Source organism: Bradyrhizobium sp. in8p8 (genome assembly GCF_000426845.1).
GTDB lineage: Bacteria > Pseudomonadota > Alphaproteobacteria > Rhizobiales > Xanthobacteraceae > Bradyrhizobium > Bradyrhizobium japonicum_C.
The window spans coordinates 44,122-67,554 of record NZ_AUGD01000010.1; the positions used below are offsets into that span (position 1 = coordinate 44,122).

Below are 23,433 nucleotides of genomic sequence, written 5' to 3' on the forward strand. Positions count from 1 at the left end.
TTCCGGGGCGCCGCGCAGCGGCGAGCCCGGAATCCATCGAACCGCGGAGACAGTGGAGGAATGGATTCCGGGCTCGCGCTACGCGCGCCCCGGAATGACGGAGGAGGGAGCCGTGCCTCCGCAATGTCAGCGTCAGCTCAACACATCCTTCTGCATCTTGCCGCCGTAGAAATGGAAGAACGGCACCGGCGCATCATGACGAAGCGGGCCGGTGGCAAGGCGGGTGTCGAGCTCGTTGAGCACGTTGCGCGTCATCGGATGCAGATCGGCGAGCGGCTTTGAGCCGAGCTCGACCCAGACCAGCTCCACCAGCTCGGCATCGGCATGGATCACCCCCTCGACGCGATGGGTGATTGCGGAGGCATCGGCGGTGAAGAAGCGCGTGTCGAAGCGCTTGACCCGGCCCGGCGGGGTGATCGCCCGCGCGATCAGGAACAGGCTGGAAGGATCGGGCAGGAGGCCGGCATCGGCGAACGGCCTCCAGGGGCCCTCGAGCTTTGTCACCTTGCCTTCGGCCTTGCGGCCGAGGCAGAGGCCGGTCTCCTCGCAGGCCTCGCGGATCGCGGCAATGGCGAGGGACTTCGCGCGCGAAGCCGGCGTCTTCGGGCTGCCCTTGGCGAGATTGGCCTCCAGCTCGGGCGTGATGGGGGCGGCACAGGGCACGCGATAATCGGCCTTGTCGACGCGTCCGCCCGGAAAGACGAACTTGCCGGGCATGAACACGACCTTGTCGTGCCGCTTGCCGACCAGCACTTTCGGGGTGGTGCCGCTGCGATCGACCAGGATCAGTGTCGCCGCATCCCTCGGGCGGAAGTAGGGATGGTGATCGGCTTCCTTCTCCTCGTGAACCCTGGTTTTCTCCTCGGCCTGCGAAATATCCGTCATGTCCTCACCCAAAACCCGTTTTCTTGCTTGTTGCTTACACAGGCGGAATACCATCCGGAGGGTTCTCGTCAAACCCGTGCATGCGCAGAGCCCATTGCAAGCCGACCACAGCTCCTTTTACCGGCTGCAACAGTGCGAGCGAGGCGATGAAGGTGAAGGGCAGATAGGCCGCGAAGCTGAGCCAGACCGGCGTCGAATAGTTGGTCTCGATCCAGAGGATGGCCGGCACCACGATGTGGCCGACGATGACGATGACGAGATAGGCGGGCAGATCGTCGGCGCGGTGCGGCGTGAAGTCGAGCTCGCATTTGGCGCAATGATCTGCCGTCTTCAGGAAAGCACGGAACAGCTTTCCCTCGCCGCAGCGCGGGCAGCGGCCGCGAAAGCCGCGCTTCATCGCCGTCCACAGGTCGCGCTGCTCGACGAGACCCGTCTCGCGCGTCCAGATCTTTGGCGCCGTGCTGATCATCACCATGCCTTGCCCTTCTGTCCTTTGCTCTTGTTCTTCCTTTTGGCCCGGTTTCCTTTGGCCTTCTTGCCTTTGGCAGGCTTTTGCTTCTCCGGCTTGCGTTTTTTCTCCGGGCTGCGTCCGGGATGAGCTTTTGATGGCTTGCGCTGCGGGCGGAAAGATCCGCGCGTGCGCGGGCCGCCCTCGCTCTCCGACGACAGCAGCTCGAACCGCAGTGCGCCGGCGATGGGAGCCGCTTCGACCAGACGGACGTCGACGACGTCGCCGAGCTGATACATGGTCCCGCTTCGCGTGCCGACCAGTGCATGGCGGCTCTCGTCATAGTTGAAATATTCCGTGCCGAGGGATCTGATCGGGATCAGACCATCGGCGCCGGTCTCGCTCAGCTTGACGAAAAGGCCGGCGCGGGTGACGCCCGAAACGCGACCCTGGAAGCTGGCGCCGATGCGGTCGGCGAGGTGATGCGCGATGAGCCGGTCGACGGTCTCGCGCTCCGCCTTCATCGCGCGCCGTTCGGTCAGCGAAATATGCGCGGCGACCTCGCCGAGAGATTCCGGCGTCTCGCTGTCGGGCAGGGCGCCTTCGCCGAGGCCGAGCGCGCGGACCAGTGCACGGTGCACGACAAGGTCGGCGTAGCGGCGGATGGGCGAGGTGAAGTGCGCATAGCGGCGCAGGTTCAGGCCGAAATGCCCGTAATTTTCGGAAGAGTACTCCGCCTGGGCCTGGGCGCGCAGCACGACCTCGCTCACCAGCGGGTAATAGTCATGGCCTTCGAGCTGGGCCAGCACGCGGTTGAACAGCGTCGGGCGCAGCGCGCCTGACTTCGTGAATGGGACGTCCAGCGTCTCCAGGAACTCTGCGAGCGCATGGACCTTTTCCAGCGTCGGCTCGTCGTGGACGCGGTAGATCAGCGGGAGCGACTTCTTCTCCAGCATCTCCGCCGCGGCGACGTTGGCGAGGATCATGAACTCCTCGATCAGCTTGTGCGCATCGAGGCGTTCCGGCACGACGACGCGGTCGACCGTGCCGTCGCTCTTCAAGAGAATTTTTCGCTCGGGGAGATCGAGGTTGAGCGGATCGCGCTCGTCGCGCGCCCGCCTGGCGCAGGCGTAAGCGGCATAGAGGGGCTTGAGAATCGGATCGAGCAGGGGGCCTGTGGTGTCGTCAGGCTTTCCGTCGATCGCGGCCTGCGCCTGCGCGTAGCTCAGCTTCGCCGCCGAGCGCATCAGGATGCGGTGGAAGCTGTGCGAACGCTTCCGCCCGTCGGGGCCGAGCACCATCCGCACCGCGAGCGCGCCGCGCGGCTCGCCCGGCACCAGCGAGCAGAGATTGTTGGAGATGCGCTCGGGCAGCATCGGCACGACGCGGTCGGGAAAATAGACCGAGTTGCCGCGATCGAGCGCGTCGCGATCGAGCGCGGTGCCCGGCCGCACGTAGAAGCTCACGTCGGCGATGGCGACGTTGACGATGAAGCCGCCCTTGTTGTTGGGATCGTCATCGGGCTGCGCGTGGACCGCGTCGTCGTGATCCTTGGCGTCGGGCGGATCGATGGTGATGAGCGGGACGTCGCGCCAGTCTTCTCGCCCCTTCAGGTTCGCGGGCTCGGCGGCTTCCGCCTCGCGCTCGGCCGCGGACGAGAATTGCAGCGGGATGTCGTGAGCATAGATCGCGATCAGGCTGATCGCCTTCTCGGACTTGACCGAGCCGAGCTTTTCCTTGACCCGGCCCGATGCGAGGCCGAAGCCGCGCGAGCGGACGATGTCGACGCTCACGAGATCGCCGTCCTGCGCGCCCTGGGTATCGGTCTTGGCGATGTTCAGTTCGCGGTCCGCGAACTTCTTGTCGACGGCGACGAGCCGGCCGCCGCCTTCAGGCAGGCTGCGGAAGACGCCGAGAATGCGGCTCTTGGCCTTGTCGATGACCTTGATGATGCGGCCGCGCCAGGCCGGACCTTCGGTCTCGTCGGATCGCTCGACGCGCAGCAGGGCGCGGTCGCCGATTCCGGCCGCGGTGCCCGGCTTCGGCTTGCGCGGCATCTCGATCAGGATCTTTGGTGGCTCGCCGCTCTCGACCTCGTCCCATTCGGCGGGCGAGGCGATCAATTCGCCGTCACTGTCGCGGCCTGTGATGTCGGCAAGCAGTGTCGGCGGCAGCGCCTCCGGCTCGGAGACCTTGTGGCGCTTCTTCTTGATGATGCCGTCGTCGGCGAGCTCGCGCAGCATGCGCCTGAGCTCGGCGCGATCAGCATTCTTCAGGCCGAACTCGCGCGCAATGTCGCGAGTTCCGACCTTTCCCGGATTGGCCTTGATGAAGGCGACGATGGCGTTCCGGTCGGGAAAGCCAAGGTCATTCTTGCGTTTCACTTAACCTCTAATTCTTGCCGGCACTCTTTTTGGCCGGAGCCTTGGTCGCGGCCGCTTTGGTCGGCGACGTCTTCGCGGTCGACGACACGGCAGCGCGCGCCTTGCTGGTGGATTCGGATTTGGTTTTGGCCGCAGCTTTCTTGGCGGCCGGCTTCTTGGGCTTCGGCGAGGCATCCTCGCCGTTTGCAGCCTTCTTGGTCTTGGCCGGCTTGGCCGCCTTCTTCGCCTTGGTCTTGCCGCCGCCCTTGGCCGCACGCTCGTCGATCAGCGCGATCGCCTGCGCCAGCGTGATGGCGTCCTTCTCGAACTCGGCGGGAATCGTCGCGTTGACGCCGCCGGCTGTGACGTAGGGTCCGTAGCGGCCGCTCTTGACCGTAACGGTGCCGAGCGTCGGATGATCGCCGATGGCCTTGCCTGGATCGGCACCGAAGCGGCGGCTCGGGCCCTTCGCCGCCTTCTCGGCGATCAGCGTCACCGCGCGGTTGAGCCCGATGTCGAACACCTCGTCGCCGGCTTCGAGACTCGCATAGGTCTTGTCGTGCTTGACGAACGGCCCGAAGCGGCCGAGGCCGGCGGTGATTGGCAGACCCGTCTCCGGATGCTTGCCGATCTCGCGCGGCAGCGACAGCAGCTTCAGCGCAAGCTCGAGGTCGACGTCGCTGGGCGAAGTGCCCTTCGGAATGCCCGCGCGCTTCGGCTTCTCCCCTTCCTCATAATCCTTCTGCTCGCCGAGCTGGATATAGGGGCCGAAGCGGCCGGCCTTGACCCAGACATCGCGACCCGTCTCAGGGTCCTGGCCAAGCGAACGGTCGGCCGTGGCCTCGCCGTCGGCGGCGAGCTGACGGGTGTAGCGGCACTCCGGGTAGTTCGAGCAGCCGACGAAGGCGCCGAACTTGCCGGCCTTGAGGTTGAGCCGGCCAGTGCCGCAATTCGGGCATTGCCTGACATCGCCGCCATCGGGGCGAGGCGGATAGATGTGCGGCCCCAGCATCTCGTCGAGCACGTCCAGCACCTGGGCGACGCGCAGATCCTTGATGTCGTCGACCGCGCCGATGAAGTCGCGCCAGAAATCCTTCAGCACCTGCTGCCAAGAGATCTCGTTGTTGGAGATGCGGTCGAGCTGCTCCTCCAGCGCGGCGGTGAAATCGTATTCGACGTAGCGGCTGAAGAAGCTCTCCAGGAACGCGATCACGACGCGGCCCTTGTCCTCGCCGTGCAGACGCTTCTTCTCCAGCTTGACGTAGCCGCGGTCCTTCAGCACCTGCAGGATCGAGGCGTAGGTCGAGGGCCGGCCGATGCCGAGCTCTTCCATGCGCTTGACGAGGGAGGCCTCGGAGAAGCGCGGCGGGGGCTCGGTGAAATGCTGGGTGACCGACAAGCTCTGCCGTTTCAGGGCGTCGTTTGGGCTCATCGCGGGCAGACGGCGGGAATCCTCGTCCTCCTCGTCGTCGCGGCCTTCTTGATAAAGCGCGAGGAAGCCGTCGAACTTGACGACCTGGCCGGTGGCGCGCAGCTCCAGCGTACGGGAGCCTGCCTTCGCGGTGATGTCGACCGTGGTGCGCTCGAGCTCGGCCGACTCCATCTGGCTTGCGATGGTGCGCTTCCAGATCAGCTCGTAGAGCTTCGCCTGGTCGGCATCGAGCCTGCGGTTCAGGCTGTCGGGGCGGCGGGACAGGTCGGTCGGCCGGATCGCCTCGTGCGCTTCCTGGGCGTTCTTCGCCTTGGCCTGGTATTGGCGGGGAGCATCGGGAACGTAGGCGTTGCCGTAATCCTCGCCGATCACCTTGCGCGCCTGGGTGATCGCGGACGGATCGATCTGCACGCCGTCGGTACGCATATAAGTAATGAGTCCGGTGGTCTCGCCGCCGATGTCGATGCCTTCATAGAGGCGCTGGGCGATGCGCATCGTGTGCGCCGGCGCAAAGCCGTATTTGCGGCTGGCTTCCTGCTGCAGCGTCGAGGTGGTGAAGGGCGCCTGCGGATTGCGGCGGGCGGGCTTGGCATCGACCGCGGTCACGATGTAGCTGGCGGCCTCCAGCGCCTTCTTGAAGTCCTCGGCTTCGGCGCCGGTGCCGATGTCGAGGCGCTGGATCTTCTTGCCGTCGGCGCCGACGAGCCGGGCCTCGAAGGCATCGCCGCGCGGCGTCAGCAGGGTTGCGATCAGCGACCAATATTCGCGCGGCACGAATTTCTCGATCTCGAGCTCGCGGTCGCAGACGAGGCGCAGTGCCACCGACTGCACCCGGCCAGCCGAGCGGGCACCCGGCAGCTTGCGCCACAGCACGGGGGAGAGGGTGAAGCCGACCAGGTAATCAAGGGCGCGACGCGCCATGTAGGCGTCGACCAGCGCGCCGTCGATCTGGCGCGGATGCTTCATCGCATCCGACACCGCCTGCTTGGTGATGGCGTTGAAGACGACCCGCTCGACCTTCTGGTCCTTCAGCGCGCGCTTTTCCTTCAACACCTCCAGCACGTGCCAGGAGATCGCCTCGCCCTCGCGATCGGGGTCGGTGGCGAGAATCAGGCGGTCGGCACCCTTCAAGGATTTGGCAATCTCGTTGAGCCGGCCGGCCGCCTTGGGGTCGACCTCCCAGATCATCTTGAAATTGGCATCGGGATCGACGGAGCCGTTCTTCGCGGGCAGGTCGCGGACATGGCCGAACGAGGCCAGAACCTCATAGGACGAGCCCAAATACTTGTTGATCGTCTTGGCTTTCGCCGGCGACTCCACGATGACGATATTCATGTAGTTCCAGTAACTTACGGGAAAATATGGGGCCGAAAACGAAAGGATTCGGGTCGGCCGTTTCGCCCCGAACATGGGTGGTGAGGCCGCCGCTGTCAAATCGAGGGGTGTAGGACTACGCTCTGGAGGGGAGAGTTCTATATCTGGAAAGTTGCAAAATACCACCTTGGAGTTGCGGGTGATGTGAGCGTAATGTCTCATTGGGCGCATGGATTCGGGTGGGGTCTGGTGACAAGGCCAGGAAAGAAACGGGCGCGTGCTGGATCAGGCTCGCCAGGGGGCTCGCGTCACGAGGAACCGGGGGAGGGCGGCGCTGACGAGGCGGTGGCCTTCATCGCCGAGCAGACCGGGGCATTGCGCGAGCTGGCCGAGCGCCACAAGCTCGCCGTGCTGCATTATCTGCTGGGTATGACCAAGCTGGAGGCTGACGAGCACATGCGACTGCGGACCAAGCGCAAGCTGTCGTGAGGAGCTTCCACATTGACTTGAACTGCCGCGCTCTCGCCGGCGACCAAGCCCATGTGAGAAACACGATGATCCTCTCGATCCCGGCGGACCAGTTCCGTAACGACGTTCGCGGTCTCGTCATCGCGGCCTGCCTGATCGGAGGACTGATCCTCTGGTTTGCGATCGCAGGCCGGTCCGACCGCGTCATCTATCGCGGTGTCGACAAGGCATGGTCCGAGCCCGGTCGCGTCCATCTCAACACGGAGCCCCCCGGCAATTACGTGATCGAGCGAAACGCAGAATTTGATGCGATGAAGATCGGCTGTGTCTACGCTCTCAACTATGACGCCGGGTTTGGTCGGCAGGGTCACAATCCCTGGAAGGCGGTTCGCAGTTTCACTCTTGTCCGGTGCTAGCCCGACCGACTCCGGCTTACTCCCTTCGATGGCTGGCGTGGTCTGATCGTCGTGTCGGCTGGCGCGAGAAGGCGTCCGTCCTCCGCGCGCATTTCCAGCTTCTTCACCGGGCGACCTTTCTCGCGATCGACCAGGATGGTCGCGATCTCCTCGGGGTGGTCGTCGTACTCCTCGCTCCATTGCCGCAGCGCGACCAGGATCGGAAAGGTGCCGCGGCCCTTCGGGGTCAGCACATATTCCTGGTAGGCGCTGCCGTCGGAAGCGGGCGCGGTCGCCAAAATGCCGTGCTCGACCAGTGACCGCAGGCGCGCGGCCAGAATGTTCTTGGCCATGCCGAGCTTGCTCTGAAATTCGCCGAAACGGCGTACGCCGAACAGCGCCTCGCGGATGATCAGCAGCGACCACCAGTCGCCGAGGGCCTCTAGCGACCGCGCGATCGGGCATGCATCGCCTTCGAAGCTCGTTCTTTTCACCATCGCTCGCTCTCCCGCGTTCGCACGGCGCCTGAGCCGATCACGCGCTTGTGTGGTTGCATAATAAAACCAAATGCCCTAGATGGCAATCTAGTTTCATTATGAAACTTAAGGAGGCGAGCGTGAGACTGAAGAACAAGGCAGCACTGATCACCGGCGGCAACAGCGGCATCGGGCTTGCGACCGCAAAGCTGTTCGTGGCCGAGGGCGCGAAGGTGGTGATCACCGGGCGCAACAAGCAGACGTTGGAGGCAGCCGCGAACGAACTCGGGTCGAACGCGCTCGCACTCGCGGCCGATGCCACCGACATCGACGCCACTGAAGCCGCAATCAAGCAGGGCGCGGAAAAGTTCGGCAAGTTCGACATCCTGTTTGCCAATGCCGGCATTGCCGGCGGCACGCCGCTGGGATCGGCGAAACCAGAGGTGTTCGAGAAGATCATCAGCACCAATCTGACCGGCGTGTTCTTCACCGTTCAAGCCGCACTGCCTCATCTCAACGACAATGCCTCGATCATCCTCAACGGCTCGGTGATCTCGGTGCTCGGCATTCCCGGTTACTCTGCTTACGGTGCGGCGAAAGCCGGCGTGCGCGCGATGGCGCGGGTCATGGCCTCGGAGCTGTCGCCGCGCGGAATCCGCGTCAACGTGGTGGCGCCCGGCGCGATCCGCACGCCGATCTGGGGGGCTGCCACCGCGACGCCGGAAGCCGAGAAGGAGTTCGAGAAGCGGATCGCGCTGACGACGCCGCTCGGCCGTATCGGTGAAACCGATCACGTCGCCAAGACGGTGCTGTTCCTCGCCTCCGACGATTCCGCGCATGTGCAGGGCCAGGAGATCTTTGTCGATGGCGGCGCGGTGGCCTCGCCGAGCGGCGCGCCGATCTATCGCGGCTGACGCTCCAAACAAGCTCGGTCGTCCGGCGCAGCATGTGTGTTGCGCGGGACGGTTCAGCGGTCGGGGGGCTATGCTGAACGCAGAGCCGTTGCTGCCTGGAGAGCGCCGGTGAGCGCCTTCTCGCGGTGGTCCGGGTCGATCTGGATTCCGTCGGCGGGGATGAACTCGACGCTGTTGATTCCCAGGAAGCCGAACACCCAGCGCAGATAGGTTTCGAGGTGCTCGCCGGCCGCGTTTGGCGTCTCGGCGCCGTAAAAGCCGCCACGCGACATTGCGACGATCACCCGCTTGCCGCCCGCGAGCCCCTCGGGCCCAGTGGGGCCATACTTAAATGTCTTCCCAGGCACCAGAATTCGGTCGATCCAGGCCTTGAGTTGGCTCGGGATCGTGAAGTTGTACATGGGCGCACCGATGACGACGATGTCGGCCGCCAGGAAATCCTCCAGCGCGACCGCGCTCGCCGCGAGGTCGGGCGCGAGTTCCGCCGGCGCCGGCGCGCCGTGGGCCGCCGCAAGGTGCGACCCGGAGAGATGGGCGAGCGGGGCGTGGGCCAGATCGCGATAGACAACCTCGAGCGAGGGCGTCGCCTGCCGGAGCCGGTCGACGATGGCGGCGGAAACCTGCCGGCTGACGGATTGGGGGCCGAGCACGCTGGAGTCGAGGTGGAGGAGTTTCATGTGAGGGTCACCCTGGTATAGGTTTGTAACCAGAGCTACATGAGTGACTACCGAAATCCCCGCAAGAACGCACTTTTTTGAGCCATGGGCACATCCTTGAAACCTGAGAACACCGGTTTTCCTGCATCGCCGAGGCCGGATCCCATGCCGCATCCCGACCATGCGGACTGCCGTGGGGTCGCTTCCGTGCTGTCCCGCGTCGGTGACAAATGGAGCGTGTTCGTGATCATGATGCTGAGCGACGGGCCGAAGCGATTCAACGAGCTGAAGCGCATGATCAACGGCATCTCGCAGCGGATGCTGACCCTGACGTTGCGCGGGCTGGAGCGCGACGGCCTCGTCACGCGCACGATCTTTCCGACCATTCCACCGCGCGTGGACTATGAGCTGACCGATCTCGGCCGCGGATTGCAGCAGCCGGTGAAGGCGCTGGGCGAGTGGGCGATCGAACACCAGGAGCAGATCGCGGCAGCGCGCACGCGCTTCGACGAGCGGAACGACCGGTAGAGTCGCGCCTTCCATTCGGTCATTCCGGGTTCGGCTCTTCGAGCCGCCCCGGAATGACGCCTTCAGGTCAAGGAAGAGACGTCGGGGTCCAGCACTAAAGCAGCGACACCAACCCGCCGCCATGACGCTCGAGCTTTCCGGCCAGCTCGAGCTCCAAGAGCACAGTGCGCACGATCGCAGGCGAGGCGCCGGACATCCGCACGAGGTCGTCGATCGAGATCGGGGCGGGGCTGAGCAGGCCTGTGATCTGGTCGCGGTCGTGGCCTTGCGGATCGCTCTCGAACGGCTCGCTGTCGGGCTCGCCTGCGGGGTGCATCAGGGGTCGCTCCATGATCGGCTGCACCGCGTTGATGATGTCGGCGGCTTCGGTGACGAGCGTTGCGCCCTGCTTGATCAGATCGTTGGCGCCGGCGGCACGCGGATCTAGCGGCGAGCCCGGCACCGCGAACACTTCGCGGCCCTGTTCGGCGGCCATGCGCGCGGTGATCAGCGAGCCCGAGCGGTGCGCGGCTTCCACCACGACGACGCCGAGCGAGGCTCCGGAGATCAAGCGGTTGCGGCGGGGAAAGTCGCGGGCGCGCGGCTCATGACCGAGCGGCATCTCGGAGATCGCCGCACCCGCGTGGTCGAGGATTGCGGCGAGGAGATCGCCATGCTCGGGCGGATAGATGCAGTCATGTCCGCCGGCGAGCACCGCAATCGTGCCGCTCTCGATGCTCGTGCGATGCGCGGCCTGGTCGACGCCGCGCGCGAGGCCCGAGATGACGACAAAGCCGGCTTCGCCGAGCTCGCGCGCGAGCTGGCCGGCGAACTTCAAGCCGGCGCCGGAGGCATTGCGCGAGCCGACGATGGCGATCGTCGGCCGCATCAGGGTCTTGGCGTCGCCGCGCAGGGCGAGCAGCGGCGGCGCGTCGTCGATCATCGCCAGCCGCGTCGGATAGCCATCCTCGCCGGGCGCGCGCCAGGCGATGCCGAACTTGCGGCTTGCGGCAAGCTCGGCCCGGGCCTCGTCGGCACTACAGATGCGGCCCGATCGCTGCGCACCGCCGCGGCGCGCCAGATCAGGCAGCCGCTCCAGTGCAGCCCGCGCGGTGCCGAAATGATCGACCAGCGAGCGGAAGGTGCGCGGGCCGACATTGTCGGAGCGGATCAGCCGCAGGCGGTCGATCCGCTCTTGCTCGGTCAGCTCCACGCTCGGATTGATGACGTCCACGGTGTCTCCTTGTGGGGGCAGCATGGAACAACCTGAGGGCGTTGCGCAACAGGGGGTGTGCTTGCGCGACCTTGCCCCGGTGCTAAAAGCGGTCCCAATAAGAAGGATCTTGCCATGATTTCACTTGCCGACCTCCAGCGCCGCATCGAGGCGGGGGAGCTTTCGCCCGATGCCGCCATCGCGCAATCGCACGCCGCGATCGAGGCCAAGGAGAAGGACATCCGTGCCTTCGTGCGGCACGACAAGTCGGCGAAAGCGCAAGGCTCCGGCCCGCTCCGCGGCATCGCGGTCGGCATCAAGGACATCATCGACACCGCCGACATGCCGACCGAGATGGGCTCGGAGATCTATCGCGGCTGGCAGCCGCGCGCCGATGCGCCGGTCGTGATGATGCTGAAGCGGGCTGGTGCCACCATTATCGGCAAGACCACGACCACGGCGTTTGCCTCGCGCGATCCGACGCCGACGCTCAATCCGCACAATCTCGGCCATTCGCCGGGCGGCTCGTCCGCAGGCTCGGCGGCGGCCGTCGGCGCCGGCATGATCCCGCTGGCGCTCGGCACCCAGACCGGCGGCTCGGTGATCCGGCCTGCCGCCTATTGCGGGACCGCGGCAATCAAGCCGTCGTTCCGGATGCTGCCGACGGTCGGCGTGAAATGCTATTCGTGGGCGCTCGACACGGTCGGCCTGTTCGGCGCACGCGCCGAGGATCTCGCGCGCGGGCTGCTTGCGATGACGGGACGTACGGAGTTCTCCGGCATCGTCGCGGCGAAGTCACCCCGCATCGGCGTCGTCAGGCAGGAATTTGCCGGCGCGGTGGAGCCGGCGGCCGAAGAGGGACTGCAAGCTGCGATCAAGGCCGCCGAGCGCGCCGGTGCCAGCGTTCAGACGATCGATCTGCCCGAAGCGGTGCAGGAGGCCTGGCGCATCCATCCTGTCATCCAGGACTTCGAGGCGCATCGCGCGCTGGCCTGGGAGTTCTCCGAGCGTCACGACGAGATCGCGCCGATGCTGCGCGCCAGCCTCGATGCGACGGTCGGGCTGACGCCGAAGGAATATGATGAGGCGCGCCGGATCAGCCGTCGCGGCCGCCGCGAGCTCGGTGAGGTCTTCGAGAGCGTCGACGTGCTGCTGACCTATTCCGCGCCGGGCACTGCGCCGGCCAAGGAGCTCGCGACCACCGGCGATCCCCGCTACAACCGGCTCTGGACGCTGATGGGCAATCCTTGCGTCAATGTACCGGTGCTGAAGGCCGCCGGCCTGCCTGTCGGCGTGCAGGTGATCGCGCGCTTCGGCAACGATCCGCTCGCACTTGCGGTCGCCTGGTTCCTGGAAGAAGCGCTGGCGAAATCAGGCTAGACTAGCGCGGGTTCCGCCCGAGCCGCCTCTCGCGTGCGCGCGGGCGCGCTGCCGTCCGCACCTTGTCCGAGCCAGCGCCCGGCCGCCTCGCGGCCGCTTCGGTGCAGCAGGCGAATGAAGCCGCGGCCGAGATCGGTGGACGAGCGCTGCGCCAGCCCATCGACCGAGTCTTCTGCGGCAATCCGGGACAGCCGCAGCAACGGCGCGGCATGGGCCTGCGCCCATTCGATTGCCGCGACCTCGGCGTTGAGCGCGGCGTTGGCCGCGATCTGGTCGAGCCGGCGGTCGATCGCGGCGAGCGTGATCGGCACGTAAGTGTCGCGCGTCGGCGTAACCTGGACCAGCAGGACATCGGACGTCGTCGTTTCCTGCACCAGCCGCAGCAGCGGCGGGTTGCCGCCGAAGCCGCCGTCCCAGTAGGCCTCGCCGTCAATCTCGACGGCGCAGTGAACCAGCGGCGGACAGGTCGAGGCCAGCACGACGTCAGCGGTGATGGCGTCGTTGGAAAAGATCTGCGGCCGCCCGTCGCGGATCCGCGTCGCTGCGATCAGCAGCTTCGGGCAGCGCGTGTCGCGCAGGACGGAGAAGTTGATGTCGCGCGAGACCGCCTGCCGCAGCGGGTCGAGATCGAACGGATCGAACTGGCCGGAGCGCAGGGTCGGGCCGAACGCGACCGAGCTCCCCGCGGGCGAAAAGCCGCCGACCAGCATCAGCGAGCGGAACGAGGCCTCGTGCATCAGCCGGACCCAGAAACGGTTCAGCCGGTAACGGGCACCTTCGCGTCCGCCTTCGGCAAGACCGCTGGCGAGCAGCAGCGCATTGATGGCGCCGGCGCTGGCCCCACTGATGGTGTCGATCTCAATGGACGTCTCTTCCAGCAACCGCTCCAGGACGCCCCAGGTGAAGGCGGCAAAGGTGCCGCCACCCTGGAGAGCGAGTGACAATCGTCGCGGTGGCCACTGGTTGGATCGGGGCTGCATGGGCACAATCGGCGCAGCCGTGGTTACGACATCAACTGCAACAGGCGCTTTCGCAACGGAATCAGGCACCGACGCTGGCGGTGAAATGGGGAGAGGCTTTGGCTCGGCAGGCGGGGAGGGCGCATCGCACCAGACATTGGTTGACGAGAGCAGCCGGCTCGCCGCGGTGCCAGAACCACCCAGCGAACCAACCCCGTCCTGCGCGCCGAAAATCTTCTCGCTCATTCTGAGCAACCGCCGCCATTTCCGCTGTCACAATGACAGGATCGGAACCCGCTCGCCAATACAACCGTGATTCGGCCGCAAGTTGCGAACAGGATTTGGCATATAATGCAGAAGCGGTGCTCCGGTATCCGTAGATGCCCGGCTTCGCCGAAAACGCTCTAAGCCTTTTCGCCGATCCGGCTTTCCTTGCCGGTCTGCAGGCGCCTGATGTTCTCGCGATGCGCGTAGAACAAGAGCAGCGTCAGCACCGCCGCCAGTGCGGACAAGGCGAGGTGGCCGAACCACCACAGGAACATCGGTGTGATGAACGCCGCCACCAGCGCCGAGAGCGAGGAATAGCGGGTGGTGAAGGCAGTGGCCAGCCACAGCAGGCAGAACACCACGGCGCCGGGCCAGAACAGGCCGAGCAGGATGCCGATATAGACCGCGACTCCCTTGCCGCCTTTGAATTTGAGCCAGACCGGGAAGAGATGCCCGAGGAAAGCGCCGAGCCCGGCCACCATCGCGGCATTGGGCCCTGCAATATAGCCGGCGATCACCACGGCCACGGTGCCCTTGAGCGCGTCGAACAGCAGGGTGCCCGCCGCAAGGCTCTTGCGTCCGGTGCGCAGCACGTTGGTGGCGCCGATGCTGCCGGAGCCGATCGAGCGGATATCCTGCGTGCCCGCGAGCTTGGTCAGGATCAGCCCGAACGGAATCGAACCGAGGAGGTAGCCGATGACGAAGGCCACCGGCAGAAAAGCTTCAAGCGCCATGGCGGCAGCTCCAGAGGCAGAATTCCGATATCGAACGATCGTGCGTGTCAGACATGCTCATAGACCGTCCGGCCGCCGACAATGGTGCGCACCACGCGGCCTGTAAAGCGGGCCTCGTCGAACGGCGTGTTCTTGCAGGGCGATTTGAGGACGGCGGGATCGACCACCCAGGGCGTGTCGGGATCGATCACGATGACGTCGGCCGGGCTGCCGGCCCGCAGGGTTCCGCCTGATAGGCCGAGCAACTCGGCGGGCCGCGTCGACATCGCGCGGATCAGCGTCTTCAGCTCCAGTTCGCCATTATGCACCAGCCGCAAGCCGGCCGGCAGCATCGTTTCGAGTCCGACGGCGCCGGGCGCGGCTTCCGCGAACGGCAGGCGCTTGACCTCGACGTCCTGAGGATTGTGATCGGACATGATCACATCGAGCAGGCCGGAGGAGATCGCTGCCACCAGCGCACGGCGATCGTCCTCGGTCCGCAGCGGCGGCGAGAGCTTCAGGAACGAACGGTAAGGACCGATATCGTTCTCGTTCAATGCCAGATGGTTGATCGAGACCGAGGCGCTGCAGGCGAGCCCGGCACTGCGGGCGCGCTGGAGGATGTCGAGCGAATCGATGCAGGTCAGCGAAGCCGCGTGATAGCGGCCGCCGGTCAGCGCGACGAGGCGCAGGTCGCGCTCCAGCATCACGGCTTCGGCGGCATTCGGGATGCCCATCAGGCCGAGCCGGGTCGCGAACTCTCCCTCGTTCATCACGCCTTCGCCGACGAGGTTGGGGTCCTCGGTGTGATGCACGATCAGCGCGTCGAAGTCGCGGGCGTAGGTCAGCGCGCGACGCATGACCTGGGCGTTGGTCACGCTCTTGTCGCCGTCGCTGAAAGCCACCGCGCCCGCGGCTTTCAGGAGGCCGAACTCGGTCATTTCCTCGCCATGCATCCCCTTGGTGAGCGCGGCCATCGGCTGGATGTTGACGATCGCGGTGTCGCGGGCGCGGCGCATCACGAAGTCGACGGTCGCCGAATTGTCGATGACCGGCGAGGTGGCGGGCTGGCAGATGATGGTGGTGATGCCACCGGTCGCGGCGGCCTGGCTCGCGGAGGCAAAGGTCTCGCGGTGGCTGAGCCCTGGCTCGCCGACGAAGGCGCGCATGTCGATCAGGCCGGGCGCCACGATCTTGCCGGAGCAGTTGATGATGTCCGTGCCCTCGGGGACGCCGGCCGCGCCGATGCCGCGGCGGGTCTCGCGGATGGTGCCGTCGGCGATGAGAACGTCGCCGATGCCGTCGAAATCCCTGCTGGGATCGACGATGCGAGCATTGGCGAGCAGAATGGGGCGGCGGTCGGTCAACATCGGCATCACGCGTTCGGCAGGTTGCGGGCGAGCGCTTCCAGCACGGCCATGCGCACGGCGACGCCCATCTCCACCTGTTCGCGGATCAGGGACTGCGCGCCGTCGGCCACGATCGAGTCGATCTCAACGCCCCGGTTCATGGGGCCGGGATGCATCACGAGCGCGTCCGGCTTGGCATAGGCGAGCTTCTTCTGGTCGAGCCCGAAATAGTGGAAGTATTCCGATGACGAGGGCACGAAGGAGCCGTTCATGCGCTCGCGCTGGAGCCGCAGCATCATGACGATGTCGGCGCCTTCCAGTCCCGCGCGCATGTCGCGCGCCACCTCGACGCCCATCCGCTCGATGCCGGGCGGCAGCAGCGTGGAGGGACCGACGACGCGGACGCGGGCGCCCATGGTATTGAGCAGGATGATGTTGGAGCGGGCGACGCGCGAGTGCAGCACGTCGCCGCAGATCGCGACCACCAGCCCCTCGATCCGGCCCTTGTTGCGACGGATGGTGAGCGCGTCGAGCAGCGCCTGGGTCGGATGCTCGTGCGCGCCGTCGCCGGCATTGATGACGGAACCGTCGACCTTGCGCGCCAGCAGTTCCACCGCGCCGGAGGCGTGATGGCGCACCACCAGGATGTCAGGGTGCATTGCGTTCAGCGTCACGGCGGTATCGATCAGCGTCTCGCCCTTGCGGATCGAGGAGGACGACACCGACATGTTCATGACGTCGGCGCCCAGCCGTTTGCCGGCGAGCTCGAACGAGGACTGGGTCCGTGTGGAGGCCTCGAAGAAAAGGTTCACCTGCGTCCGTCCGCGCAGGACGGTGCGCTTCTTGTCAACCTGGCGGTTGAGCTCGACATATTCTTCCGACAGGTCGAGGAGGCCGGTAATGTCGGCGGCGGAAAGGCCCTCGATGCCCAGCAAATGCCGGTGGCCGAGGACGAAGGTCGATTTCGATGTCATTAAAAGCAGAGCTATAGGGGGGGATGGCGGGGGGAGCAAGCTTCAAATCCCGCAGCTGGACTTATCCACGGCGCTTTAGAGGCGGGACGGCGCCGCCAGCCTGTGTCCGCGGCGGCCGCTTTGCGCTAGACTCGCGCCGTACGTTGCGTCACGGGCTGGAGTATGAGGAGCACGCGGTATCTTAATCGACTGGCGCGCTGTGTTGCTGCCATGGCGGCCGCGTGCGTTGTCGGTTTGGCGGCGCCCGCACTGGCGGAGAAACGCGTGGCGCTGGTCATCGGCAACGATCTCTATCCGAACCTGCCGGCCGACCGGCAATTGAAGAAAGCGGCGAATGACGCGACGTCGGTGGCCGACGCGCTGAGATCACTTGGTTTTGAGATCGTGCTGGGGACCAATCTCGGCCGCCAGGCAATGATCGACCGTCTCGCGGATTTCACGGCGCGGCTGGAGCCAGGCGATACCGCCGCGGTGTTCTATGCCGGACACGGCGTTGCGATCGCGGGCGTGAACTACCTCGTGCCCAGCGATGTGCCGACCGTCAACGAGGGCGCCGAAGCGCGGGTGCGCGGCGCCTCCATTGCGGAGCCGGATGTGATCGCGGAGCTTCAGGCGAAGTCGGTGCGGGTCGCGTTCGTCGTGATCGATGCCTGCCGCGACAATCCGTTCCCGCGCGCCGCGGGCCGTTCGATCGGGAACACGCGGGGGCTTGCGGATTCGAAGCCGGCACGCGGGATCTTCACGCTCTATTCCGCCGGGATAGGTCAGACCGCGCTCGACCAGCTCAGCAGCAACGATACGGCGCATAATTCGGTGTTCACGCGGGTGTTCGTCGAGCAGCTTAAGCGGCCTGAACTGCATCTCGGCGATCTCGCAGTCGAGGTGCGCGAGCGCGTGGCGGCGCTGGCGCTGACGGCGAGCGATGGCGCCGGAGAGCCCGTGCCGCACGACCAGACGCCGGCCTATTACGACCAGACGCTCGGCGGGCGGATCTATCTCTGGGCGTCCCTCTCGTCGGAGCGGCCGGTGGCAGGCATGTTGGTGAAGCCGCAAGCGAGACCGGCGGTTGCGGAGCGTGCGGCCATGCGTCCACCGCGTCCGTCCGCGGCAGGCGAAAGCTGCGCCCGCAGCGGCTTCGCGACCTATTGCGTCAGCTCGATGCTGAAGCCGCAGTTCGGCAACTCATACGGCGTGGCGAACTTGTTCGACGCCTCGACGGGAACGGCATGGGTGGAGGGCGCCTCGGGCAGCGGCATCGGCGAATGGATCACCATCGAGTTCGAGGCCCCGCGGCGGGTCAAATCGATCCATGTGCAGAACGGCTATCAGAAAACTCCCGATATCTTTGCCAAGAACAACAGGGTTCGCCAGATCCGATTGCAGTTCTCCGGGGGAGAGTCGCAGACCTTCACCCTCGACGACAAGTTTTCAGCGCAGCTCCTGACGTTGCGGTCGCCGGTTACGGCCTACTGGCTGCAATTCGTCATCGACGACGTCTGGGCCGGCAACAAATATACGGACACCGCGATCACGAAGCTTCTGGTCAACTCGGATCCGGTGCAATGATTGCAAGGAAGGACATCACGGCGCGGGCCGCGCTCGTCGCGTTGCTTGCAACATTTGTCCTCGCCCCGGTGCGCGCGCAGACCTTGCCCGGCGGCTTCGTCTATCTGCGCGACATCGAACCCAGCATCATCCAGGATATCCGCTACGCCACATCGAACAATTTCGTCGGCCGTCCGCTCGCCGGCTATGGCGCGGGCGAGTGCGTCGTGAAGCGCGAGGTAGGGCTGCGACTGAAGGCGGTGCAAGAAGCGCTCGCCGCCCAGAATCTGTCGCTGAAGATGTTCGACTGCTACCGGCCGGCGCGGGCCTCGCTCGACATGGTGAAATGGTCGCAGAACGGTCATGAGACGGCGGCCGAGCGGCGCTACAACCCGAGGATTCCCAAGACCGAGCTGTTCCGCCTCGGCTACATCGCGAGCCGCTCGCAGCATTCGACCGGCGCGGCGCTCGATCTCACGCTGGTCGACCTCAAGGCTGACAATTCCGCCAAATATGATCCGTCGAAGAGCTATGCCGATTGTACGGCGCCGGCCGAGGTGCGGGCGCCGGAGGGCAGCGTCGACATGGGCACAGGCTACGACTGTACCGACGTCAGGGGCCATACGGCGGCACCATCGATCAATCCGGAGCAGCGTGCCTGGCGCAAGCGGCTGGTGGCCGCGATGGCCAGGCAAGGCTTTGTGAACTATTCGAAGGAGTGGTGGCATTTTTCCCTGCCGGGGGCGGGCGGGGCGGCCTATGATTTCCCGATCCAGCCGCGGACGAGGTAGATTCAATTGAAGCGGATGCAGCCGCGAGCAGGTTTATCTCTCCCGACGGGAGAGGCGGCACTGCTCGCGTCGAGATGAATTCGATCGGAATTACCCCATGACCCAGCCGAACTTTGCGACCCATGAAGTCTTCAACCAGTCACCGCCCTTCGAGGACGTCAATCTCTTTACCCTGGACCAGCCGTTGGTCGCGGCGGTGAAGGCCAATGGCGGCGCGGCGGCGGAACGGGAACTGTCCGCGTTCGGCAAGGAGTGGGGTTCTGCGGCGATGGCCGATCGCGGGCGCCTCGCGAACGAGAACACGCCGAAGCTGCGCAGCTTCGATGCCAAGGGTCACCGGCGCGACCAGGTCGAGTTTCATCCCGCCTATCACGAACTGATGGCGCACAGTGCGCATGCAGGCGTGCACAATTCGACGTGGACGGCCGATGGACGACCGGCGGACGATGCCGCCGAGGTCATCCGCGCGGCAAAATTCTACATGGCTGCGCAGGTCGAGACCGGCCACCTCTGCCCGATCACGATGACGCGCGCTTCCGTTGGTGCGCTGGCGATGCAGCCCGACTTGCTGGCGCGCGTCATGCCGGTGCTGTCCACGAAGAGCTACGATCCCGGCTTTGCGCCGTGGTGGGGCAAGCGCGGCATGACGCTCGGCATGGGCATGACCGAGAAGCAGGGCGGCACCGACGTGCGCGCGAACATGACGCGCGCAGTTCGCGACGGGAATGCGTATCGCATCACCGGTCACAAATGGTTCATGTCGGCGCCCATGTGTGACGCGTTCCTGGTGCTGGCGCAGGCGGATGGCGGGCTGACCTGTTTCTTCATGCCGCGCTTCGCGCCGGACGGTTCGGTCAACGCCATCCAGTTCCAGCGATTGAAGGACAAGCTGGGCAACCGCTCCAACGCCTCGTCGGAGGTCGAGTTCGTCGGCGCTCATGCCGAACGGATCGGCGAGGAAGGCAAGGGCATCCGCACCATCATACAGATGGTGCAGTTGACGCGGCAGGATTGCGCGATTGCGTCCGTCGGGCTGATGCGTTCGGGGCTCGCGCATGCGCTTCATCATGCGCGGCACCGCAGCGTTTTCCAGAAGCATCTTGCCGATCAGCCACTGATGCAGGCGGTGCTGTCGGACATGGCGCTGCATGTGGAGGCGAGCACGGCGCTGGTGATGCGGCTCTGCCGCGCCTTCGACCGCACGCCGCGCGATGCGGCGGAAGCTGCCTATATGCGGCTGCTCACGCCGGCGATCAAATACTGGACCTGCAAGAGTGCGCCGCCATTCCTCTATGAGGCCATGGAATGCCTCGGCGGCAACGGCTATGTCGAAGACGGCATTCTGGCGCGGCACTATCGGGAGTCGCCGGTCAACGCGATCTGGGAAGGCTCGGGCAACGTCATGTGCCTCGACGTGCTCCGCGCGCTCTCGCGCGAGCCGGACGCGGCGATGACGGTGCTGCACGCGCTGGCAGCCGAAACCAAGGGCTTGCCGGGAGCAGGGCAAGCGGTTGCGTTCATCGGCAAGACCTTCCGCCGCGCCGACGGCGAGCGCGTCGCGCGCCTGGCGGTCGAGAAGCTGGCGTTGCTCGCCGCTGCGGCGGCGCTCCAGGCGGTGTCCCCACACAATGCCGAACTGTTTGCGAGCACGCGGCTTGCGACCAATCATGCCAGCATGTACGGCGCGGTGGAACTCGAGAGTGCCGATGTGCGCATGCTGCTGGAGCGGGCGCTGCCATGAGTGTTTGATCTGTGGTCCGGGCGATCCGAAGGACGAACCCGGGATCTCGAGAGTCTCGGGCGCGCAATTGCGCACCTGAGTTCGATGCTGCGCATCGCCCCGGAATGACGGTGAAGCTCTAACGAAAGCCTCCTGATGGACTCCCTCAATCCCGATCATCCGCCACTGACGGAAGCTCCTGTCGCGCCACGCGTCTGGAAGTTCTGGGGCACTGCGCTCTGGGGGCTCTTCATCTTCGTCGCGATGTTCGTCGGGCAGATCGGCGCCGTCATCGTGCTCGCGGCGCAGCGCGGTCTTCCAATGGACCTCGCCTCGCTCCAGCTCGTCGGTCGCGAGCCCCAGACGCTCGCGTTCTCGGTCATCATGGGACTGCCGGCGACGCTTCTTGCGGTTTGGCTCGCCATTCGCATCAAGAGGGCTTCTTTCGTCGACTATCTCGCGCTGCATTGGCCGTCGTGGAAGCAGCTGCTGTTCGGCGCCATCGGCCTTATCCTGATCGTGGTGGTCTGGGAGACCATGTCACGCGCGCTCGGGCGCGAAGCGACGCCGGGTTTCATGACCGATCTGTTGAAGTCAGGACGAGACAAGGGCGCCGCGCTGTTGCTTCTGTTCGCCTTCAGCGTAGCCGCGCCGACGTCGGAAGAGATTCTGGCGCGGGGCTTCCTCTATCGCGGCTGGTCGGCGAGCTTCCTGCGCATACCCGGTGCGATCCTCCTGTCGTCGCTGGTTTGGACAATCGTCCACCTGCAATACGACATGTACTTCCTCGCCGAAGTCTTCGCCATCGGCCTCTGGTTCGGCTACATGCGCTATCGTGCCAACTCTCTCTGGCTCACAATCATGCTCCATGCGTTGAACAACCTGACAGCAGTGGTGCTGACGATGTGGCTGGGGAGCTAGGCCGCCAGCCCGATCGCGATCGGCATCGTAATGGCTGCAAAGATCGTCTGCAGCGTGATGATCTGGGCCAGCAGCGGCGCGTCGCCGCCCATCTGGCGGGCGAGGACATAAGCGCTGGACGAGGTCGGCACCGCCGAGCAGATCGCCACGATCGCGAGGCTGTTGCCGGACAGCCCGAACCAGAAACCGAGCCCCATCGCGAGCGCGGGCATCAGCAAGAGCTTGAAAACGACGCCGACGGCTGCACCGAGGCTTGGACGGAAGAGCCCTTCGAGATGCAGCCCCGCGCCGGTGACGAGCAGGCCGATGGCGAGGGAGGAACTGCCGAGCGCGTCTGCAACCTCATGCCAGAGCCTTGGCAGCGGCAGGTGGGTGACATTGACGGTAAGGCCGATGATGCAGGCCCAGATCAGGGGATTGCGAACCAAGGTGATGACGATGGCGCGGCCGGATTGCTTTTCCGGCGATGCGTAGCGAGCGAGCACCGAGACGCTGAACACGTTGACGAGCGGGATGATCGCCACCATCGCCACGGAGGCGAGCGCCAGCCCGACATCGCCGAACAGATTGGCGGCGATCGACAGCGCCACGAAGGTCTGCCAGCGCGTCGCGCCCTGGAAGATCGAGGTGAAGGCGGGGCCGTCAACGCCGAGCCGCGACAGGGCTGGGCGCAGCGCGAGGCACAAAAGCGACATCGCCAGTGCCGACAGCAGCAGCGCGCCGCCGACGCCGGCGACCGGCACCTTGGACAGGTCGGCCTTCACCAGGGTCTGGATCAGCAGCATCGGAAACAACACGAAATATGTCAGCAGCTCCAACCCGTGCCATTGCGTGTCGAGCCGCATCAGGCTGCGCTTCAGCACGATGCCGAGCACGATGAGGATGAAGACCGGCAGCAAGGCCGCGATCACGACGGCCATCGGTCAGGCGGCCCCGGGACGGAGATTGGCGAGACGGTCGAGCGCGCCTTGCAGGATGAACATCGCAGCGTGTTCGTCGATCACCTCGGCGCGCTTGGCGCGGCTGACATCCATGCCGATCAGCTCGCGCTCGACCGCCGCTGTCGACAGGCGCTCGTCCCACAGTCCGATGGGGAGCGCGGTCAGACCGGCGAGGTTGCGGGCGAAGGCGCGGGTCGACTGCGCGCGCGGGCCCTCGCTGCCGTCCATGTTGATGGGCAGGCCCAGCACGAACCCGGCCGCCTTGCGCTCGGCCGCAATCGCGAGCAGGCGCGCGGCATCCTGCTTGAATTGCTTGCGCTGGATCGTCTCGACGCCGGTCGCAAGCCGACGATCGGGGTCGGACACGGCAACGCCGATGGTCTTGGTGCCGAGATCAAGCCCGACCAGCGCGCCGCGCGCGGGCCAGTGGGTTACAGCATCGACGAGGGGCAGGATAAGGGCCGACATGGCGTTAGCGCATATCACGCGTCGTGCTGTGGCGTGAACCCGGAACAATGGATGTGCTGACATTATTCGACCTGTTCGCGGTCGCGGCGATGCCGATCACTTACGCCCTGGCGGAGTGCGGCCACCGATTCGTGCTGCTGTTCGCGCCTCATGCGCCTCCATCGTCGCACCGCGGCGGTGGCACCTGAAGGCGATAGGAAGAAGCGCGTGAAGATGACCACGCACAAATGCAGCGGCCATTTGTGGTGAATCTCACACGGGCGATGTTGCGGACCATGGCATGATCTCGCGTCCTCAGCGGTGCACCTTGATTGACGTTCTGGTTGCGGTTCGG

The 23,433-nt window shown here is 65.6% G+C and carries 23 protein-coding genes; 10 read left to right on the forward strand and 13 right to left on the reverse strand.

Going from position 1 to position 23,433, the window contains the following annotated elements; translation table 11 throughout:
- Positions 1-132 precede the first annotated feature (132 nt).
- The 4 genes from K408_RS0124220 to topA are packed head-to-tail and all read right to left on the reverse strand — an operon-like array spanning position 133 to position 6,463.
- Positions 133-885, reverse strand: coding sequence for an NUDIX hydrolase (locus K408_RS0124220; protein ID WP_024341080.1), 753 nt, complete (start codon positions 883-885; stop codon positions 133-135).
- Positions 886-919: 34 nt separating this feature from the next.
- Positions 920-1,360 carry a DUF983 domain-containing protein gene (locus K408_RS0124225; RefSeq protein ID WP_024341081.1) on the reverse strand — a complete coding sequence of 147 codons (441 nt, stop codon included), beginning with the start codon at positions 1,358-1,360 and terminating at the stop codon, positions 920-922.
- The gene (gene rnr / locus K408_RS0124230; RefSeq protein ID WP_024341082.1) at positions 1,354-3,717 is read right to left on the reverse strand and encodes a ribonuclease R; all 2,364 of its coding nucleotides are present in this window, start codon (positions 3,715-3,717) and stop codon (positions 1,354-1,356) included. The genes K408_RS0124225 and rnr overlap by 7 nt, the downstream gene beginning before the upstream one ends.
- 7 nt (positions 3,718-3,724) lie before the next feature.
- A complete protein-coding gene (gene topA / locus K408_RS0124235) occupies positions 3,725-6,463 on the reverse strand; it encodes a type I DNA topoisomerase (RefSeq protein ID WP_024341083.1) in 2,739 nt (912 codons plus the stop codon).
- Positions 6,464-6,787: 324 nt separating this feature from the next.
- Here topA and K408_RS43505 point away from each other — a divergent pair, with 324 nt between their 5' ends.
- On the forward strand, positions 6,788-6,931 hold the full coding sequence (locus K408_RS43505; protein WP_230646613.1) for a hypothetical protein: 144 nt from the start codon (positions 6,788-6,790) through the stop codon (positions 6,929-6,931).
- Positions 6,932-6,996: 65 nt separating this feature from the next.
- On the forward strand, positions 6,997-7,326 hold the full coding sequence (locus K408_RS0124245) for a hypothetical protein (protein WP_024341085.1): 330 nt from the start codon (positions 6,997-6,999) through the stop codon (positions 7,324-7,326).
- Here the strand turns inward: K408_RS0124245 and K408_RS0124250 are convergent.
- On the reverse strand, positions 7,323-7,802 hold the full coding sequence (locus tag K408_RS0124250) for a winged helix-turn-helix transcriptional regulator (protein ID WP_024341086.1): 480 nt from the start codon (positions 7,800-7,802) through the stop codon (positions 7,323-7,325). The two genes, K408_RS0124245 and K408_RS0124250, sit on opposite strands and share 4 nt — an antisense overlap.
- A gap of 119 nt (positions 7,803-7,921) precedes the next feature.
- On the opposite strand from K408_RS0124250, the gene K408_RS0124255 reads away from it, so the two are divergent.
- Positions 7,922-8,695 carry a glucose 1-dehydrogenase gene (locus K408_RS0124255; RefSeq protein WP_024341087.1) on the forward strand — a complete coding sequence of 258 codons (774 nt, stop codon included), beginning with the start codon at positions 7,922-7,924 and terminating at the stop codon, positions 8,693-8,695.
- A gap of 68 nt (positions 8,696-8,763) precedes the next feature.
- On the opposite strand, the gene K408_RS0124260 is transcribed toward K408_RS0124255, so the two are convergent.
- Positions 8,764-9,372 carry an FMN-dependent NADH-azoreductase gene (locus K408_RS0124260; protein ID WP_024341088.1) on the reverse strand — a complete coding sequence of 203 codons (609 nt, stop codon included), beginning with the start codon at positions 9,370-9,372 and terminating at the stop codon, positions 8,764-8,766.
- A gap of 84 nt (positions 9,373-9,456) precedes the next feature.
- On the opposite strand from K408_RS0124260, the gene K408_RS0124265 reads away from it, so the two are divergent.
- Positions 9,457-9,879 carry a winged helix-turn-helix transcriptional regulator gene (locus tag K408_RS0124265; RefSeq protein ID WP_024341089.1) on the forward strand — a complete coding sequence of 141 codons (423 nt, stop codon included), beginning with the start codon at positions 9,457-9,459 and terminating at the stop codon, positions 9,877-9,879.
- A gap of 94 nt (positions 9,880-9,973) precedes the next feature.
- On the opposite strand, the gene dprA is transcribed toward K408_RS0124265, so the two are convergent.
- Positions 9,974-11,116, reverse strand: coding sequence for a DNA-processing protein DprA (gene dprA, locus K408_RS0124270; RefSeq protein WP_029674290.1), 1,143 nt, complete (start codon positions 11,114-11,116; stop codon positions 9,974-9,976).
- A gap of 90 nt (positions 11,117-11,206) precedes the next feature.
- Here dprA and K408_RS0124275 point away from each other — a divergent pair, with 90 nt between their 5' ends.
- Entirely contained in the window at positions 11,207-12,451 is a 1,245-nt protein-coding gene (locus tag K408_RS0124275; protein WP_024341091.1) for an amidase, read from the forward strand.
- Here the strand turns inward: K408_RS0124275 and K408_RS0124280 are convergent.
- The 4 genes from K408_RS0124280 to K408_RS0124295 form a co-directional block, all read right to left on the reverse strand.
- On the reverse strand, positions 12,448-13,431 hold the full coding sequence (locus K408_RS0124280; protein WP_433994145.1) for a patatin-like phospholipase family protein: 984 nt from the start codon (positions 13,429-13,431) through the stop codon (positions 12,448-12,450). The genes K408_RS0124275 and K408_RS0124280 overlap by 4 nt on opposite strands.
- 383 nt (positions 13,432-13,814) lie before the next feature.
- On the reverse strand, positions 13,815-14,411 hold the full coding sequence (gene plsY / locus K408_RS0124285; protein ID WP_024341093.1) for a glycerol-3-phosphate 1-O-acyltransferase PlsY: 597 nt from the start codon (positions 14,409-14,411) through the stop codon (positions 13,815-13,817).
- A 47-nt stretch (positions 14,412-14,458) separates the two neighbouring features.
- Complete coding sequence (locus tag K408_RS0124290; protein WP_024341094.1) at positions 14,459-15,760, reverse strand: dihydroorotase; 1,302 nt, start codon at positions 15,758-15,760, stop codon at positions 14,459-14,461.
- Positions 15,761-15,765: 5 nt separating this feature from the next.
- A complete protein-coding gene (locus tag K408_RS0124295; protein WP_024341095.1) occupies positions 15,766-16,713 on the reverse strand; it encodes an aspartate carbamoyltransferase catalytic subunit in 948 nt (315 codons plus the stop codon).
- A gap of 264 nt (positions 16,714-16,977) precedes the next feature.
- Here K408_RS0124295 and K408_RS40380 point away from each other — a divergent pair, with 264 nt between their 5' ends.
- From K408_RS40380 to K408_RS0124315, 4 genes are all read left to right on the forward strand, one after another.
- On the forward strand, positions 16,978-18,279 hold the full coding sequence (locus tag K408_RS40380) for an NADase-type glycan-binding domain-containing protein (protein WP_051350486.1): 1,302 nt from the start codon (positions 16,978-16,980) through the stop codon (positions 18,277-18,279).
- Positions 18,276-19,049 (forward strand): M15 family metallopeptidase, encoded by a 774-nt coding sequence (locus K408_RS0124305; protein WP_024341097.1) that lies wholly within the window; start codon positions 18,276-18,278, stop codon positions 19,047-19,049. The genes K408_RS40380 and K408_RS0124305 overlap by 4 nt, the downstream gene beginning before the upstream one ends.
- A 97-nt stretch (positions 19,050-19,146) precedes the next feature.
- The gene (locus K408_RS0124310) at positions 19,147-20,790 is read left to right on the forward strand and encodes an isovaleryl-CoA dehydrogenase (protein ID WP_024341098.1); all 1,644 of its coding nucleotides are present in this window, start codon (positions 19,147-19,149) and stop codon (positions 20,788-20,790) included.
- Between the two features lie 135 nt (positions 20,791-20,925).
- Complete coding sequence (locus K408_RS0124315; RefSeq protein WP_024341099.1) at positions 20,926-21,690, forward strand: CPBP family intramembrane glutamic endopeptidase; 765 nt, start codon at positions 20,926-20,928, stop codon at positions 21,688-21,690.
- Here K408_RS0124315 and K408_RS0124320 read toward each other — a convergent pair.
- Together K408_RS0124320 and ruvX are read right to left on the reverse strand one after the other, a co-directional pair.
- Positions 21,687-22,610 (reverse strand): AEC family transporter, encoded by a 924-nt coding sequence (locus K408_RS0124320; protein ID WP_024341100.1) that lies wholly within the window; start codon positions 22,608-22,610, stop codon positions 21,687-21,689. The genes K408_RS0124315 and K408_RS0124320 overlap by 4 nt on opposite strands.
- Positions 22,611-22,613: 3 nt before the next feature.
- Entirely contained in the window at positions 22,614-23,099 is a 486-nt protein-coding gene (ruvX, locus tag K408_RS0124325) for a Holliday junction resolvase RuvX (RefSeq protein ID WP_024341101.1), read from the reverse strand.
- A 53-nt stretch (positions 23,100-23,152) separates the two neighbouring features.
- Between ruvX and K408_RS43945 the strand changes: the two genes are divergently transcribed.
- Positions 23,153-23,287, forward strand: a complete 135-nt coding sequence (locus K408_RS43945) for a hypothetical protein (protein ID WP_283805281.1) — start codon at positions 23,153-23,155, stop codon at positions 23,285-23,287.
- Positions 23,288-23,433 lie beyond the last annotated feature (146 nt).